Annotated in this window: 13 protein-coding genes; 5 read left to right on the top strand and 8 right to left on the bottom strand. The window is 62.4% G+C overall.

Features of this window, described 5'->3' with window-relative positions:
* The first annotated feature begins 21 nt into the window (after window positions 1-21).
* Window positions 22-1,398 carry an L-serine ammonia-lyase gene (locus ACFZPT_RS08545; protein WP_312830696.1) on the top strand — a complete coding sequence of 459 codons (1,377 nt, stop codon included), beginning with the start codon at window positions 22-24 and terminating at the stop codon, window positions 1,396-1,398.
* A gap of 310 nt (window positions 1,399-1,708) precedes the next feature.
* Window positions 1,709-2,026 (top strand): DUF3509 domain-containing protein, encoded by a 318-nt coding sequence (locus tag ACFZPT_RS08540; protein ID WP_034096031.1) that lies wholly within the window; start codon window positions 1,709-1,711, stop codon window positions 2,024-2,026.
* Here the strand turns inward: ACFZPT_RS08540 and ACFZPT_RS08535 are convergent.
* The gene (locus ACFZPT_RS08535) at window positions 2,023-2,511 is read right to left on the bottom strand and encodes a phosphate-starvation-inducible protein PsiE (RefSeq protein WP_034096030.1); all 489 of its coding nucleotides are present in this window, start codon (window positions 2,509-2,511) and stop codon (window positions 2,023-2,025) included. The genes ACFZPT_RS08540 and ACFZPT_RS08535 overlap by 4 nt on opposite strands.
* Window positions 2,512-2,790: 279 nt before the next feature.
* Between ACFZPT_RS08535 and ACFZPT_RS08530 the strand changes: the two genes are divergently transcribed.
* Window positions 2,791-3,051 carry a YebG family protein gene (locus ACFZPT_RS08530; protein ID WP_010564043.1) on the top strand — a complete coding sequence of 87 codons (261 nt, stop codon included), beginning with the start codon at window positions 2,791-2,793 and terminating at the stop codon, window positions 3,049-3,051.
* A gap of 54 nt (window positions 3,052-3,105) precedes the next feature.
* On the opposite strand, the gene ACFZPT_RS08525 is transcribed toward ACFZPT_RS08530, so the two are convergent.
* Window positions 3,106-4,125 (bottom strand): Glu/Leu/Phe/Val dehydrogenase dimerization domain-containing protein, encoded by a 1,020-nt coding sequence (locus tag ACFZPT_RS08525; RefSeq protein ID WP_047881608.1) that lies wholly within the window; start codon window positions 4,123-4,125, stop codon window positions 3,106-3,108.
* Between the two features lie 184 nt (window positions 4,126-4,309).
* On the opposite strand from ACFZPT_RS08525, the gene ACFZPT_RS08520 reads away from it, so the two are divergent.
* The gene (locus tag ACFZPT_RS08520; RefSeq protein ID WP_099312804.1) at window positions 4,310-5,113 is read left to right on the top strand and encodes a SirB1 family protein; all 804 of its coding nucleotides are present in this window, start codon (window positions 4,310-4,312) and stop codon (window positions 5,111-5,113) included.
* Between the two features lie 15 nt (window positions 5,114-5,128).
* On the opposite strand, the gene ACFZPT_RS08515 is transcribed toward ACFZPT_RS08520, so the two are convergent.
* The 4 genes from ACFZPT_RS08515 to hmgA are packed head-to-tail and all read right to left on the bottom strand — an operon-like array spanning window position 5,129 to window position 9,734.
* On the bottom strand, window positions 5,129-6,460 hold the full coding sequence (locus ACFZPT_RS08515; protein WP_034111861.1) for an aromatic acid/H+ symport family MFS transporter: 1,332 nt from the start codon (window positions 6,458-6,460) through the stop codon (window positions 5,129-5,131).
* A 43-nt stretch (window positions 6,461-6,503) separates the two neighbouring features.
* The gene (maiA, locus tag ACFZPT_RS08510; protein WP_034096026.1) at window positions 6,504-7,148 is read right to left on the bottom strand and encodes a maleylacetoacetate isomerase; all 645 of its coding nucleotides are present in this window, start codon (window positions 7,146-7,148) and stop codon (window positions 6,504-6,506) included.
* A 12-nt stretch (window positions 7,149-7,160) separates the two neighbouring features.
* Entirely contained in the window at window positions 7,161-8,447 is a 1,287-nt protein-coding gene (gene fahA, locus ACFZPT_RS08505) for a fumarylacetoacetase (RefSeq protein ID WP_099312805.1), read from the bottom strand.
* Window positions 8,448-8,450: 3 nt separating this feature from the next.
* Complete coding sequence (hmgA, locus tag ACFZPT_RS08500; protein WP_034096024.1) at window positions 8,451-9,734, bottom strand: homogentisate 1,2-dioxygenase; 1,284 nt, start codon at window positions 9,732-9,734, stop codon at window positions 8,451-8,453.
* A gap of 120 nt (window positions 9,735-9,854) precedes the next feature.
* Between hmgA and ACFZPT_RS08495 the strand changes: the two genes are divergently transcribed.
* Window positions 9,855-10,634: an IclR family transcriptional regulator gene (locus ACFZPT_RS08495; RefSeq protein ID WP_034111857.1), complete on the top strand. Its 780-nt coding sequence runs from the start codon at window positions 9,855-9,857 to the stop codon at window positions 10,632-10,634.
* 1 nt (window position 10,635) lies between these two features.
* On the opposite strand, the gene dacB is transcribed toward ACFZPT_RS08495, so the two are convergent.
* Both dacB and ACFZPT_RS08485 read right to left on the bottom strand, forming a co-directional pair.
* Window positions 10,636-12,081, bottom strand: a complete 1,446-nt coding sequence (gene dacB, locus ACFZPT_RS08490) for a D-alanyl-D-alanine carboxypeptidase/D-alanyl-D-alanine-endopeptidase (protein WP_099312846.1) — start codon at window positions 12,079-12,081, stop codon at window positions 10,636-10,638.
* A gap of 130 nt (window positions 12,082-12,211) precedes the next feature.
* Window positions 12,212-14,632 carry a TonB-dependent receptor gene (locus tag ACFZPT_RS08485; RefSeq protein WP_099312806.1) on the bottom strand — a complete coding sequence of 807 codons (2,421 nt, stop codon included), beginning with the start codon at window positions 14,630-14,632 and terminating at the stop codon, window positions 12,212-12,214.
* Window positions 14,633-14,697: the final 65 nt, after the last annotated feature.

Genomic DNA, 14,697 nt, shown 5'->3' with positions numbered 1-14,697 from the left:
CATTGCTTGTAAGGCTTTAGCATGGCTATCAGTGTTTTCGATCTATTTAAAATCGGCATCGGCCCGTCCAGCTCTCACACCGTCGGCCCCATGCGCGCAGCCGCAACCTTTGCCAAGGCGCTGACCGAGCAACAATTGCTCAGTCGCATCCGCCGCGTCGAAGTGCGCCTGTATGGCTCGCTGTCCGCCACCGGTGTCGGCCATGCCACGGATCGCGCCTGCGTAATTGGGTTGATGGGCGAGTGGCCGGATCAGGTCGACCCCACCTCGATCAATCCGCGTATTCAGCAACTGCGCGACAGCGGCCGCTTACTGCTGGCAGGCACCGAGGACATCGCCTTCAACTGGCACACCGACCTCCTGCTGCTCGAAGAGAGCTTGCCCTACCATCCCAACGCCATGTCTCTGCACGCCTATGGCGACCATGGTCTGGTGAGTGAAGAGACGTACTACTCGGTGGGCGGCGGTTTCATCATCGAGGCGGCCGAGGCGGCGTCGGGTATCGCGCCGGTCAGCGATGTGGCATTGCCTTATGAATTTTCCAGCGCCGCCGAACTGCTGGCGCTGTGCAAGCAGCACGGTTTAAGGGTGTCGGAGCTAATGATGACCAACGAACGTGGGTGGCGCAGTGACGCAGACATTCGCAGCGGTCTGCTGCATATCTGGTCGGTGATGCGCGAATGCGTCGAACAAGGCCTGCGCGATGAAGGCATCTTGCCTGGCGGCCTCGACGTTCCGCGCCGCGCGGCAAGGTTGCACCGCAGCCTGTTGGAAATCGGCAAACCGAATGTCATCACGTCCACCTTGTCGGCAATGGAATGGGTCAACCTGTTCGCCCTGGCCGTCAACGAAGAAAACGCCGCGGGCGGGCGCATGGTCACCGCACCGACCAACGGCGCGGCCGGCATCATCCCGGCGGTGCTGCATTACTACATGAAGTTCAACGCCGACGCGTCTGACGACGACGTGGTCAATTTCTTTTTGGCCGCAGCCGCCGTCGGCATCCTGTGCAAGAAAAACGCCTCGATCTCCGGGGCGGAGGTCGGTTGCCAGGGTGAAGTCGGCTCAGCCTGCGCCATGGCCGCCGCCGGCTTGGCCGAGATCCTCGGCGCCACGCCCGAGCAATTGGAAAACGCCGCCGAAATCGGCCTGGAACATAACCTGGGCCTGACCTGCGACCCCGTCGGCGGCCTGGTGCAAGTACCGTGCATCGAGCGCAACGCCATCGCGGCGGTCAAGGCGATCAACGCAACCCAAATGGCCTTGCGCGGCGACGGCAAGCACTTCATTTCCCTCGACCGAGTGATACGCACCATGCGCGACACCGGCGCCGACATGCATGACAAGTACAAAGAAACCTCTCGGGGAGGCCTGGCGGTGAGCTGGGTGGAATGCTGATTGCGCTGTGTGAGATCGTTTTCCCGGTAGTGCCCTGAAATAGATCACGGGTCTGAAACAATTGTGGGAGAGGGCTTGCCCCCGATGGCGGTGGGTCAGTGATAGATGGGCTGAATGACCCAGCGCTATCGGGGGCAAGCCCCCTCCCACATTGGGATGGTCGTTATACGGCACGGCCCTTGCTGTAAAGCTCTTGAGGCAAACGGAATTTGTGCCCCTCAGCGACGAAGTGGCCGGTGGTCAGGCAATGCGAACTAATCCAGACACCGGTCGTCAATGACTGCATGTTCTTATCAGGCGGTAACGCACCATGGACAATCCTTTTCAGATCATCACCGACACATTCAGCCCAAAATATCGCGTCAACCTGAGCATTCAACGGCTCGACGGCAGCATCATGCTCACCCTCTCGAATGAGACGGGCGTGGTAGCCAAGCGCATGATCAGTGCCGAGCAACGCAACGACCCCGAACGGCTCAAACGCCTGGTGCAGAGCATCCAGTTCGGCATCGCCATCGAGCAGGGCCACAGCGCCATGGAAATCCTGGCGATCATGACCGACGGCGACAACCACAAACTTATGCAGCCACCGCCGGCCCGTGACCTGCCGTTCAGCGTCGGTCTTTAAAGCTCACCCTTCTCGGTCTCCAGGCTCGCCTCGCCCTTGCGCCGCGGGCTTTCGACCTTCACCGAAGGGAACGACGACGATGCGTAACGCACCACCAGGATCGCGAACGCCAACAGCAGAATCCCGCCGCACAGGTAGATGATGCCCAGGTCCGGCGGGTTGTGATGGGATACGTTGGAGATCAACAGACGTGTCAGCGCAGTGATCGCAACGTAGATCAGGAAACGCACGGGCATGTGGTTGGTCTTGAAGTAAATCCCGACCATCGCGCCCAATTCCAAATAAATGAACAGCAGCAAGATGTCATCGATCTTGATGTGCCCGTTCTCCAGCATCCCCAGAAACTCCATCACCGCCGCCCAGGCCGTGACCGCGCCAATGGCGAACAGCGCCAGGTAGTGGAACGACTCCACAAACAGGTTCCCCAGCGACTCGGCCAGGCCATGGACTTGGTGGCGCAACTTTTCGGCCCAGTTGATTTTCACGATGATCTTCCTTAGGTCGGTTCGACCGGATAATGCGGGTTGGACGTGACGGTTGTTCTGCATGCAGAAAAAAGGCCAGAGCGTGGAAAGTGAGATGATGTCAACATGACATGAGGCACACCGGCAGCCTGATAGCTTGATGCGTCGCCCCACACGGTCCATTTCCCAACTACATTAAAAAATTGCTACCCAAACCCCACGGTTTGGCTTACCCTTTTCGCTGTATATAAATACAGTAGTCGCAAAAGACAACTATCGTGAAGGCATGTGAGGTGGTGAATGGCCGTCGAAGTGGTATACCGCAGCAGCCGAGATCTGGAGCGTTTGTTCATGGATAAAGCCGAAGCTGACCGTCATGACAAAATGCTTGAACTCGCTGAGTTGCTGGCAGAAGTGTTGCAAAAAGCCGTGCCGTCCTTGAGCGAGCAGCAGGTCGAGGAAGCCGGGATCTACATGGCGAAGAACCGCGATGTATTTGCCAAGGCATTCAAGAGTCAGCCGGACGCGTTGTCCGAGTTGCTCAACCCGCCGGCGGAATAACGCCCGAATTGAACAGGCCCTGAATCATTGATTCAGGGCCTTTTTAATCGCCGCTCATTGGTACAGCAGGCGCTCGGCCAATTCGTCCGCTACCCGTGCGGGCGAGCGTTTTTCGGCTTGGGCATGGGCATAGATTTCAGTCAGGCGTGAGCCAATGTTCGACAGGTGCGCGGTGATGGTGGGCAGCTCGGCGCCGCTGTGTTTGAGCGCGACGTAGATCAGGCCGCCGGAATTGATCACATAGTCGGGCGCATAAAGAATGCCGCGCCCCTCCAACTGATCGGCCACTTGCAGGTTGGTCAGTTGGGCGCTGGCGGAACCGGCCACGGCGGCGCAACGCAGTTGGCCCACGCTGGTACGGTTGAACACCGCACCCAGGCCGCAGGGCGCAAGAATGTCGCAGGGGGTGCTGAGCAAGGCGTCGTTGGCGATGGGGTGTGCGCCGAACTGTTCCATGGCCAGTTGCACCTTGCCATGGTCGATATCGCTCACCAGCAATTCGGCGCCGGCGGCGTGCAGCTGTTCGGCGAGTGCGTAGCCGACGTTGCCCAGGCCTTGTATGGCCACCCGCAGGCTTTCGAGGTTGTCGCTGCCCAAGCGTGCCATGGCGGTGGCGCGGATGCCGGTAAACACGCCCATGGCGGCGTGGGGCGCAGGGTCGCCGGCGGCGGTGGTGCTGGTGACGAAACGGGTTTGTTGAGCGATGCAATCCATGTCGGCCACCGAGGTGCCGCTGTCGATGGCCGTGATGTAGCGGCCATCCAGTTGTTCCACGCAGCGCCCAAAGGCTTCGAACAGCGCCGCGCGGCTTTCAACATGGGCGGGCCGCAGGATCACCGCGGTGCCACCACCAACCGGCAACCCGGCCAGGGCGGCTTTGTAGCTCATGCCTTGGGCCAGGCGCGCGGCATCGGCCACGGCCGTTTCGTCGTCGGGGTAGGCAAGGTAACGACAGCCGCCCAGGGCAGGCCCCAGGCGGCTGTTGTGAATGGCTATGACCGCCTTCAAGCCTGTCACCGGGTCGATGCTCAGGTGCAGCGATTCAAGGCGGGTGCGGTGCATGAGAGCAAACATCGTCGAGCTCCCGAATCACTTCTTGTGTCGCCAAGTATAGGCTTGCGGCAGAAAACTGCCGAAGTACGCTGGAATAAGTCGTCCGATTTTGTAGGCTCTGCGACATAAGCGCGCAGGATCTTTCTTAAGTCACTGGACGAAAATTCCCAGCAAGGCTAAAACGGGGCATCCGCCGGAGAATGCAATGAAGCCCCGCCAAGCCTTTTTCGCCTGCCTGGAACGCTCGCCCCCTGCACTGTTCGAGGCCGCGCTGTGGATTGCCGCCGAACATGACGCGACGGTGCAACCGTTGCAGATCCTGCAAGAACTGGGGTTGCTGCAACAACAGGTGAGCGCAGGCATGCCCGTGCTGCCGGCGGATGAACTGGGCCAACCGCTGCTGCGGCGCCTGAACGATCTGGGGTTTGCCCAGGATGACTTCACGCCCCTGCGCCCCTCCGCCGCGCTGTTGGATAAAGTCCTGCAGCGCAAACGCGGGCAGCCCCTGGCCATGGGCTTGATTGCCATGGAACTGGCGCGGCGCCTGCACATTCCCATGGTCGGCGTGAACTTCCCAGGGCACTTCCTGCTACGCGTCCCCGGCGCTGATCACTTGTTGGACCCCTGCGGCGGTCGGCGCCTCTACACCAACGATTGCCGCGAACTGCTGCAACGCCAATATGGCCCCAACCTCAAGTTGCAGGCCGAACACCTGCATACCGCCGAACCGCGCTCGATGCTCCAACGCTTGTCGCGCAACCTGCGCCAATTGCACTTGGCCAATGACGATCCACTGGAGGCGCTGATCGACGCCGAGCGCGTGCTGGAACTGGGCAATGCCAGCGCCGCTGACTACTTGGCACGGGCCAGCCTGTATCAACGCCTGGACTGCCCCAACGCCGAACGCTTCGATCTGGAACATGCGCTGCTGCTCAGCGAAGACCCGATCCAACGCCTGCGCCTGACCGAGCGGTTGGGGCATCTGCCGCCCAACACGGTGGTGCATTGACCAACACCTTGGGTTCTAGTTAAGGCGCGAAGTTTTTTGTGGCGAGCGCACCTGAATGATCAACAACGCAGCCATCACCGCCGGAATCGCGCAGTAGAAAAAAATCTGCTGCACCGGTACCTGCATTGCCAGCAGCAGACTGCCCAGCAACGGCCCGAGGATCGAGCCGAAGCGCCCTACTCCCAGTGCCCAGCCCGTGCCGGTGGCGCGCACGTGGGCCGGGTAGAAGTTGCTGGCGAAGGCATTCAACGTCAGTTGCCCACCGATGATGCAGAAGCCGGCGGCAAACACGCACGCCACCAAGTAGCGCGGATTATCGTGGTTCAAGCCCAACAGCACGGTGCACAGCCCGGCCGCGAACAACACGCCGCACAGCAGGCGGACTTTATTTTTCAGGCGGTCGGCAAACCAGGCCATGCCGATGGCGCCCAAGGTGCCGGCAAACAGGAACATCGACGTCACCAGGTTGGCCTGCTTGAGTGCCAGGCCACTTTCCAACAGCAACGACGGCAGCCAGCTGATCATGAAATACAGCAGGATCAGGCTGACGAAAAAGGTTGCCCAGATCAGCAAGGTCGGGCGGGCGTAACCGTTGCGAAACAACTCAACCACAGTCAATTGGCTGCCCCGCGCCTGCTGATCATCGGCGGTGCTTGCCAACGGCGGTTGCCAGTCGGGCAACAGGCGCGCCGTGACCCGCTGCAGACGCCAGTAAGGCGGCGCGTCCCGCAATAGTCGCGGCAAGGATTCGGGCAGCAGCCACACCAGAAACGGAAACAACAGCAGCGGCGTAACACCGCCTGCCAGGAACACCGCCTCCCACCCGTAATGCTCAATAAATCCTGCGGCCACGAACCCACCCGCCGCGCCACCAAACGAAAAGCCGCACGCGGCCAAGGTCACCATCAGGGTGCGCAGGCGCGGTGGCGAATAGTCCGACATCAAGGCCATGGCGCTTGGCATCGCCCCACCCATGCCGATCCCGCAGATAAACCGTGCGGCCATCAGCGTGGTTAGCGAGTCGGCGAACACCATCAGCACCGTGAGGCTGGCGTAGATCAGCACGCAGGCCAACAGAATCCGGCGTACGCCAAAGCGGTCCGCCAGTGGCGTCACCAGCAGTGATCCAAGGGTCAACCCCAGCAAGTTGGCACTGAACACCGGGCCGAACGCGGCTTTTTCCAGCCCCCAGTCCGCGGCCAGCGCCGGCACTACGTAGCCCAGCACTTGGGCATCGTAGCCATCGGTCACCAGCAGCAACGCCAGCAACAAGAGGATCAACCACTGGAAGCGCGACACCGGACGGGCGTCGAGTGCCGCGCGAAAGCTGGCAATCTGAGTGTGCATCGCAAGGTACCTGTTTTATTTTTATGGGTGTCGCACAGCGGATTTACGGGGCCTCAGGGGTATCCGGTTGATTAGCGGGATGGGCTTGAATAAACGCCGGATGCTGCTTGGCCAAGGCCGCAACACGGCCGATACGCGGGTAATCGGCCAGCGACACTTTGAACCGCTCGGCTGCGTATAACTGTGGGATCAAAAACACATCGGCCATGCCCGGCTGGTCGCCAAAACAGAACCCTTGATCACCGATCAACTGCTCCACCGCGCCGAGGCCCTGGCTGATCCAGTGCCCGACCCACGCCAGCACCTGCGTGTCGTCATGCCCCCATTGGCGCAACAGGTTCTGAGTGCTGGAGTTGTGCAACGGGTGGATGTCACAACCGATGATCGATGCCACCGCACGCTCGTGGGCGCGGGTCGCCAGGTCTTGGCTCAGCAGCGGCACCTGTGGATAACGTTCGTCGAGGTATTCGATGATCGCCGGCGACTGGATCAACAGGTCGCCGTCGTCAGTGCGCAGGGCCGGCACGCGGCCCTGCGGGTTGATGGCCAGGTACGCCGGCTGGCGGTTGGCGCCCCCTGCCGGCACCAGCAGGTTGACCGGCACCGCCGTGAACGCCAGCCCCTTGAGCGCCAAAGCGATGCGCACGCGATACGACGAAGTAGAGCGGTAATAGGTATAGAGTTCCATCCCCCGCCCTCCTCAGCGCGCTGCGACCACAGTGCCACAGCATTCGCCAAAACCGATGGAGGCATAGCCTTCACGGTTGCAGCGCGCACGCAGAATGATTTCGTCGCCGTCTTCGAGGAATTTACGCACTTCGCCGGACGGCAGCTCGATCACTTTTTTACCGCCCTCGGTGATCTCCAACAGGCTGCCGAGTTGGCTGGCTTGCGGCCCGGACAAGGTGCCTGAACCGAACAGATCGCCGGGCTGCAGTTGGCAACCGTTAACGCTGTGATGGGCCACCAACTGCGCGGCGGTCCAGTACATATGCAGGCTGTTGCTCAGGGCCAGGCGATGGGCCGGCAGGTTTTGTTCGCGCATGGCGGCCGTGGTCAGCAGCACTTCCAGTTCGATATCCAGAGCACCGCCGGCCTGATCGCGTTGATCCAGCAAGTACGGCAGCGGCTGCGGATCGCCTTCGGGGCGTGCCGGTTGAGCCTTGCGGAACGGCGCCAACGCTTCAGCCGTGACCACCCAGGGCGAGACTGTGGTAATAAAGCTCTTGGACAGGAACGGCCCCAGCGGCTGGTATTCCCACGCCTGGATATCCCGCGCCGACCAGTCGTTGAGCAGGCAAAAACCGGCGATATGCTCGGCCGCGTCACCGATGGCGATCGCTTCGCCCATGGCGTTGCCCTGGCCGATCCAGATGCCCAGTTCCAACTCGTAGTCCAACCGCGCACAGGGACCGAAGGTGGGTTCGGATTGGCCGGCAGGCAGGGTCTGGCCTTTGGGGCGACGCACATCCATGCCCGAGGGGCGCACGGTGGAGGCGCGGCCGTGATAGCCGATCGGCACATACTTGTAGTTGGGCAGCAACGGGTTGTCGGGGCGGAATAGCTTGCCGACGTTCTGCGCGTGTTCGATACCAACGTAGAAGTCGGTGTAGTCGCCGATTTTGGCTGGCAGGTGCAGTTGGCAATCAGCCGCGCGGTGCAGCACCTGCGCCTCGCGGGCTTGCAGCGGGCTGCCCTCGGCAAGCAGCTCCAGCAGGCGCTCGCGCAGGGCCACGCGTGGGCCGCGGCCCAGGGCGAACAACCCGTTCAGTTGACCGCCGGCAGTCGCTTCCACGGCACGACGGGCTTCGCCGTCGAATGCGTCCAATGTCGCGTGAAGATCCAGGATGAAATCCCCAATCGCCACGCCGCTGCGCGGGGGCTCGCCATTGCGACTGAAGATGCCCAGCGGCAGGTTCTGCAGCGGGAAATCCGCGTGACCGTTGGCGGACGCTACCCAACTACGGGCAGGGGTGGGCTGAGTCATGGGTTATCTCCGATTCGGGTTGAAGGTGACGGGCAGCGAGGCCCAGCACGCGTCGTAAGCAGGTTGCAGGTGCGGACAGTCCAGGGCGAACTGGGTGGGACGCAGCACTTGGCTGGTCTCGAACATGAACGCCATGGTGTTATCGATCTTGTGCGGCGCCAGTTCCACATTGATAGCCTTGGTGCAGGTTTCGCCATCCGGGCCGTGGGCGCTCATGCAGCTGTGCAGCGACGCACCGCCGGGCAGGAAACCCTCGGCCTTGGCGTCGTAGGCGCCTTGGATCAAGCCCATGTATTCGTTCATCAGGTTGCGGTGGAACCACGGCGGACGGAAGGTGTTCTCGGCCACCATCCAGCGCGGCGGGAAAATCACGAAGTCGAGGTTGGCCAGGCCGTGCACGCTGGTGGGCGAGGTCAACACGGTGAAAATCGACGGGTCCGGGTGATCGAAACTGACGGTGCCGATGGTGTTGAAGCGGCGCAGGTCGTATTTGTACGGCACGTTGTTGCCGTGCCAGGCCACCACGTTCAGCGGTGAATGGTCGAGCTCGCAGGCCCACAGTTCGCCGAGAAACTTCTGCACCAACGTCGTCGGTTGCCTTAAGTCTTCGTAATGGGCGACGGGGCTGAGGAAGTCCCGTGGATTGGCCAGGCCGTTGCTGCCGATGGGCCCCAGGTCCGGCAGGCGCAGCGGCGCGCCGTGGTTCTCGGCGATGTAGCCGCGGGCCTGAGCGTCCAGCAGTTCGACGCGGAATTTAAGGCCACGGGGCAGCACGACGATTTCCAGCGGCTCCACTTCCAGCACGCCCAGTTCAGTGACAAGACGCAGGCGCCCCTGCTCGGGGACGATCAACCATTCGCCGTCGGCGTTGAAGAACACCCGCTCCATGGAGCGATTGGCGCGATAGTGGTGGATGCTGATACCCGAGGGTTTTTCCGACGCCGAATTGGCGACCATTGCGACCAGACCGTCAATAAAATCGGTCGGCTCGCTAGGCATATCCAGTGGGTTCCAGCGCAGCCGGTTGGGCGTCACCGCACCCAACGGACCGCCGGCCAATTGCCGTTCCAATTTGGCGAACGCCGGGTGATTGGCCGACGGCTGGATGCGGTACAACCAGGTACGCCGGGCTTCGCTGCGGGTCATGGTGAACGCGGTGCCGGAGAACAGTTCGGTGTACAGGCCGTAGGGTGCTTTTTGCGGGGAGTTCTGGCCGACCGGCAAGGCGCCGGGCAGGGCTTCGCTGGCGAATTCATTGCCGAAGCCCGACAGGTATTCGAGGGTCATGGATCGTCCTCTGAGCGGAAGTTGTTTTTATCGTAATCCAGTTACGCATAACGTAATTTGATCACTATCGAGCGTCAAGCTATAAAGACGCCCATTCATCTTTCGGAACCCCGCCCCTCCATGGAAAAGCCCCGCGACACCGGTAAACAAAAAGTCCGTTCGGCCGAAGTGGGCACCGATATTCTCAAGGCCCTGGCCGAACTATCCCCGGCCACGTCGCTGTCGCGCCTGGCCGAGCATGTGCAGATGCCGGCGAGCAAAGTGCATCGCTACCTGCAAGCATTGATCGCGTCGGGGTTCGCCGAACAGAACAACGCCACCAACCATTACGGACTGGGCCGCGAAGCGTTGCGCGTGGGTCTGGCTGCGTTGGGCAGCATGGACGTGCTGAAAGTCGGCGCGCTGCCCCTGGCGGAACTGCGCGACCAACTGAACGAGACGTGCTTTCTGGCGGTGTGGGGCAATCAGGGCGCGACCGTGGTGCAGATCGAGCCGGCGGTGCGCGCGGTGACGGTGGTGACACAACTGGGGTCGGTGTTGCCGCTGCTCAGTTCGTCCACCGGGCTGGTGTTCAGTGCGTACCTACCCTCGCGGGAAACCGTGGAGCTGCGCCAGCAGGAGATCGACGCGGGCATCGCCCACGCCCTGGCGGACGACCAAGCCTACGCCACGGCCTGCGAACAGATCCGCCAGCGTGGCCTGCACTTTGTGCACGGCTTACTGATGCCGGGGGTGGACGCCTTGTCGGCACCGGTGTTCAACGCCATCGGCCAGGTGGCGGCGGTAATGACCGTAGTCGGCCCTACCTCACTGTTCCACGCCGATGAAGACGGCCCGGCGGCCCAGCAATTACTGGCGGCGACCCGGGCCGTAAGCTGGCGCATGGGCTACCAGCCCTGAACTAGTCCTGCCAATGGGCCAGGGCCTGGGCCACGCTATTTTCCAGGGCGCGCACCGGCGCGGCGTTGCCCAGGTAGTTGTTGCTGACCATCGAGAACACCAGGCGCCGGCCGTCGGCGTCGGTGATATAGCCACTCAATGACGACACGCCGGCCATGGAGCCGGTCTTGGCATGCAGGTTGTTTTGCGCCGCCGTCCCGCGCAGGCGATAGCGCAGGCTGCCACCCACCATGCGGTCCGCATTGCCGGCAATCGGCAGCGCGTTGTACCAAGCGTCGAACCAGGGTTGTCTGGCGCTGGCCAGCAGCAGCTCGGTGAAGGTCAGGGACGACACCAGATTGCGCCGCGACAAGCCCGAACCGTCCACCTGGCTCAGGCTGGCCGGGTCCAGCCCCTGGCGTGTCATAAAACCCGCCACTGCCGCCACGCCGGCCGCCGCCGTGCCTGCATTCGCAGTCTTGCGGCCCATGGCCTTGAGCAGGGCCTCGGACATATTGTTGTTCGAGAGTTTGAGCAGCGGCGTGATCAACTCCTGCAACGGCGCCGACTGATGTTCGGCCAACAATGCGGCCGTCGCAGGCGTGGCGCCACCGATCACGCGCCGGCCCTGCACCTTGATGCCCTGCTGAGCCAGCGCCTGTTCAAACAGGTTCGCCACTAGTTGGGTCGGCTCCCACACACTCACCCACTGCCGGCTCTGCTTGCCGGGGGCCAGCGCACCGCTCAGTTGCAGCAGGTTGGTGCCGTGCTGGCGGGTAATGCCGTACGTGTTGCCGGGGCCGCTGATGGCGCGATTGCTCAGTTGCACGTAGTCGGTGGCCGGGCTCACGGTAACGCTCACCGGTTGGCCGACGGCCACGGGCGCTTTCGCGGTGACGATCAAGGTACCCGCGTCGAAATCCGTGTTGGGCGACACCGTCAACGCGGAGATCTGCGCGCCATAGTAGGTGCTTTCGTCATCCTGGGCCCAATCGACGCCCAGGCGCTCGGCATCGAACCAGGTGTCGTCGAACACCAGATCGCCCTGCACTTCTCGCACGCCATTGCTGGCCAACTGTGCCGCCAGCGCCTGGTAATCGGCGAACTGCACGGTGGGATCGCCCAAGCCGCGCACGTACAGATTGCCCGCCAGCCGCTCGCCCTGGCGGCTGCCGGTGCTCATTACCTGAGTGGAAAACCGGTATTGCGGCCCCAGCACATCCATCGCCGCCGCAGTGGTCAACAACTTGAGGTTGGAGGCCGGCACCAGGCGCGTGCGCGGGTTGTGCTGGTAGAGGGTGGTGCCGCTGCGGGCGTCGCGCACCATCAAGGAGACCGTGGCGCCATTGAAGGCCGGGTCGGCCATCAGATGGTCAAGGATGGCCGGAGTGGAGGTTGGCGAAACGCTCGCGCAACCGCCCATGAAAACGCTCAAGCACAGCAGGGGTAGCCATCGTCCAACATGCATCAGTGTCAAATTCCGCAAAATCTTCAGTGGCGGCAACGCTAACAGCTCCACCTGCCCGTGGCGAGCGGGCCGGTGGAGCAAGCTGCTGGGGGGCATGGAATTGTCGCAGCCAACGCGCCCACCACCAGCCTTAGAATTCCAGCGTGCTCGACACCGACACCTGCCGTGCGTCCCCCAGCGATACAAAGAAGCGGCTGGCCGCCGAGGTGTAGTAGGTGCGGTCGAACAGGTTTTTCACGTTGAGCTGGAACTTGACCTTCTGCCCGTCGAGTTTGGTGTCGTAGGTGGCGAAAGCATCGGCCACGGTGTAGCCCGGCAATGTGAAGTCGTTGGCGGCGTCCCCTGCCCGCTCGCCCACGTAGCGCGCGCCTGCGCCCATGCGCAGTTGATCGCCACCGAACAGGCTGCCGAAGTCGTAGGCCAGCGCCAGCGAGCCGGTGTGTTTGGCGACGTTCTGCAAGCGGTTGCCTTCCAGGGTCGGGTCGTTGTCCTTGATGTCCTCAGCGTCGGTGTAGGCATAGCTGCCGATCACGCTCCATTGGTCGCTCAACTGGCCAGTGGCGTCCAGTTCCAGGCCACGGGAACGCACCTGGCCGGCGATGCTGTAGATCGTGTTCGGGCCGGAAACCATCGAGACCAGCACATTGCGCTTGTCGATGGTGAACAACGCCGCGCTGGCGGTGATGCGCCCGGGAATGTCGAGCTTGGCCCCCAGTTCCCAGGACTTGGCCTGCTCGGGCGTAAGATCGCCGGTGAGCGTACTGCCATCGGCCAAGGCGGCGATGGTGGAGTTGGGTTTGAACGACTCGGTGTAACTGCCATAGAACGACAGTTGATCGGTATAGCGATAAACCAGCCCGGCACGCGGCACCCAGGCCTGGCCGTTGCCATCGGTGTTGGCTTTGAACGGCACGCCTTTGCCGGCGTATTGGTCGTACATCTGGTAGCGCGCACCGGCTACGAAAATCCATTGGTCGGTCAGGTGAATCGAATCCTGGAAGAACAGCGAGTCGCTGCGCAGCAGGTCGGTCTGGGCGCTGTCGGCGGCGCTGACGGTGCTGCCCGCCACTTCGTTGCCGTATACCGGATTGTTGTAGTTGAACGTGCCCCGCGAGGCCTGGCGGATCAGGTCGGCGCGGTAGATTTTGCGGTACTCGTCATCCAGGCCGAACACCAGGTCATGTTGCATGCCCAGCACGTTGACCTTGCCTTCGAGGCTGGCGGTGGCGAACCGGTCGGTGGTAATTGCGCCCTGGGTGCCGTCCATTCGGCGGGTCAGGGTGCCATTGGCGTTCACCGCGCTGACGCGTACTTGGCTGGCGTCGTAGGTTTCACGGTTCCAGCTGTAGCCGAAGTGAGCTTTCCAATCGTCGTTCAGATCGTGATCGGCTTCGAAGCGGTACAGGTCGGAGCGGCCTTCCATATTGTTGAACGGCTCGTCCAGGCGCCGCGTCGCCGGGATATCCAACGGATGGTTGGTCTTGGGATCGATGGCCGTGCCGCGGTCGAACGGTGAGAGAAACTCACGATGCTCATAAGCGAACAGCAGTTGAGTGGAATCGCCGTACCAGGCCAGGGACGGCGCCAACAGCGATTCGCGGTGAGTGCCGAAGTTGCGCCAGTAATCTTCATCTTCGTGGTCGACGATCAGCCGGTAGGCTAGCCCTGAATCGCCCAACGGCCCGGTGGTGTCGAGGTTGCCGCCGCTGCCGTTCTTGCCGTCGCCGAAGGTGGAGCCGCGCACGGTCAGGGCGGTGGATGGGGTCAATTCAGGCTTTTTGCTGACGATGTTCACCACGCCGCCCGGGTCTTGTATGCCGTATAGCAGCGACGACGGGCCCTTGAGCACTTCAACCCGTTCGGCCGTGGCGTTCAACGCGCGGCCCTGCACCACCGGCATGCCGTCGCGCATGATCGAGCCGTTACGGTTGTCGCCAAAGCCGCGCAACATCACCGCGTCCTGGGTGCTGGCCAGGGTGTTGGCCTGGGTGATACCGCTGATATTGGCCAGGGCGTCATCCAGGTTGCGCGGGGTCTGATCGCGCAGCGCCTGGGCCGGCACCACGTTGACGGTTTGCGGGGTTTCCAGCAGTAGGCCGCGCGAGCGCATCACCGAGCTGGTGGGCGGCGGCTGGTAGCTGGTGCTGTCGTCAAGTTGGCCTATGCCGCTGATGGTGGTGGCGCCCAAGTTGAGTGCGCTTTCGGTGGGTACGGGTTCCAGGGCCAGGGTGCGGGCGTCGATCTGGCGGAAGGTCATGCCGGTGTTGCCCAACAGGCGTTGCAGGGCCTGGGTCGCGCTCATCTGCCCGCGCACTGCCGGGGAGCTGAACCCATAGGGCGCTTCATCGGTGTAGATCACACTGATTCCGGTGACCCGGCTGAAATCGCTGAGAGCCTGTGGCAATGGTTTGGCCGCCAGGGCAAAGTCGAACTGCGCGCTTTGCTGCTCCTGCGCCCGCGCCACGCTCAACGGCAGCAAAGCCACCGCTGACACCGCCAGTACCGAGGCTCCCAGCCACTGTTTTACCCAACCGCCCGCCATCGACTTCATGCTGTGAGAACCCGTGTAGAAAACGCTGTTAATGCGAATTGATCGCAGTTTCAAGCACTACACGG

It is taken from the genome of Pseudomonas sp. MD330_10 (genome assembly GCF_042610415.1).
Classification (GTDB): domain Bacteria; phylum Pseudomonadota; class Gammaproteobacteria; order Pseudomonadales; family Pseudomonadaceae; genus Aquipseudomonas; species Aquipseudomonas rhodesiae.
The sequence above is the reverse complement of the archived record's forward strand: the minus strand, read 5'-3'. Positions and strand labels throughout refer to the sequence as shown.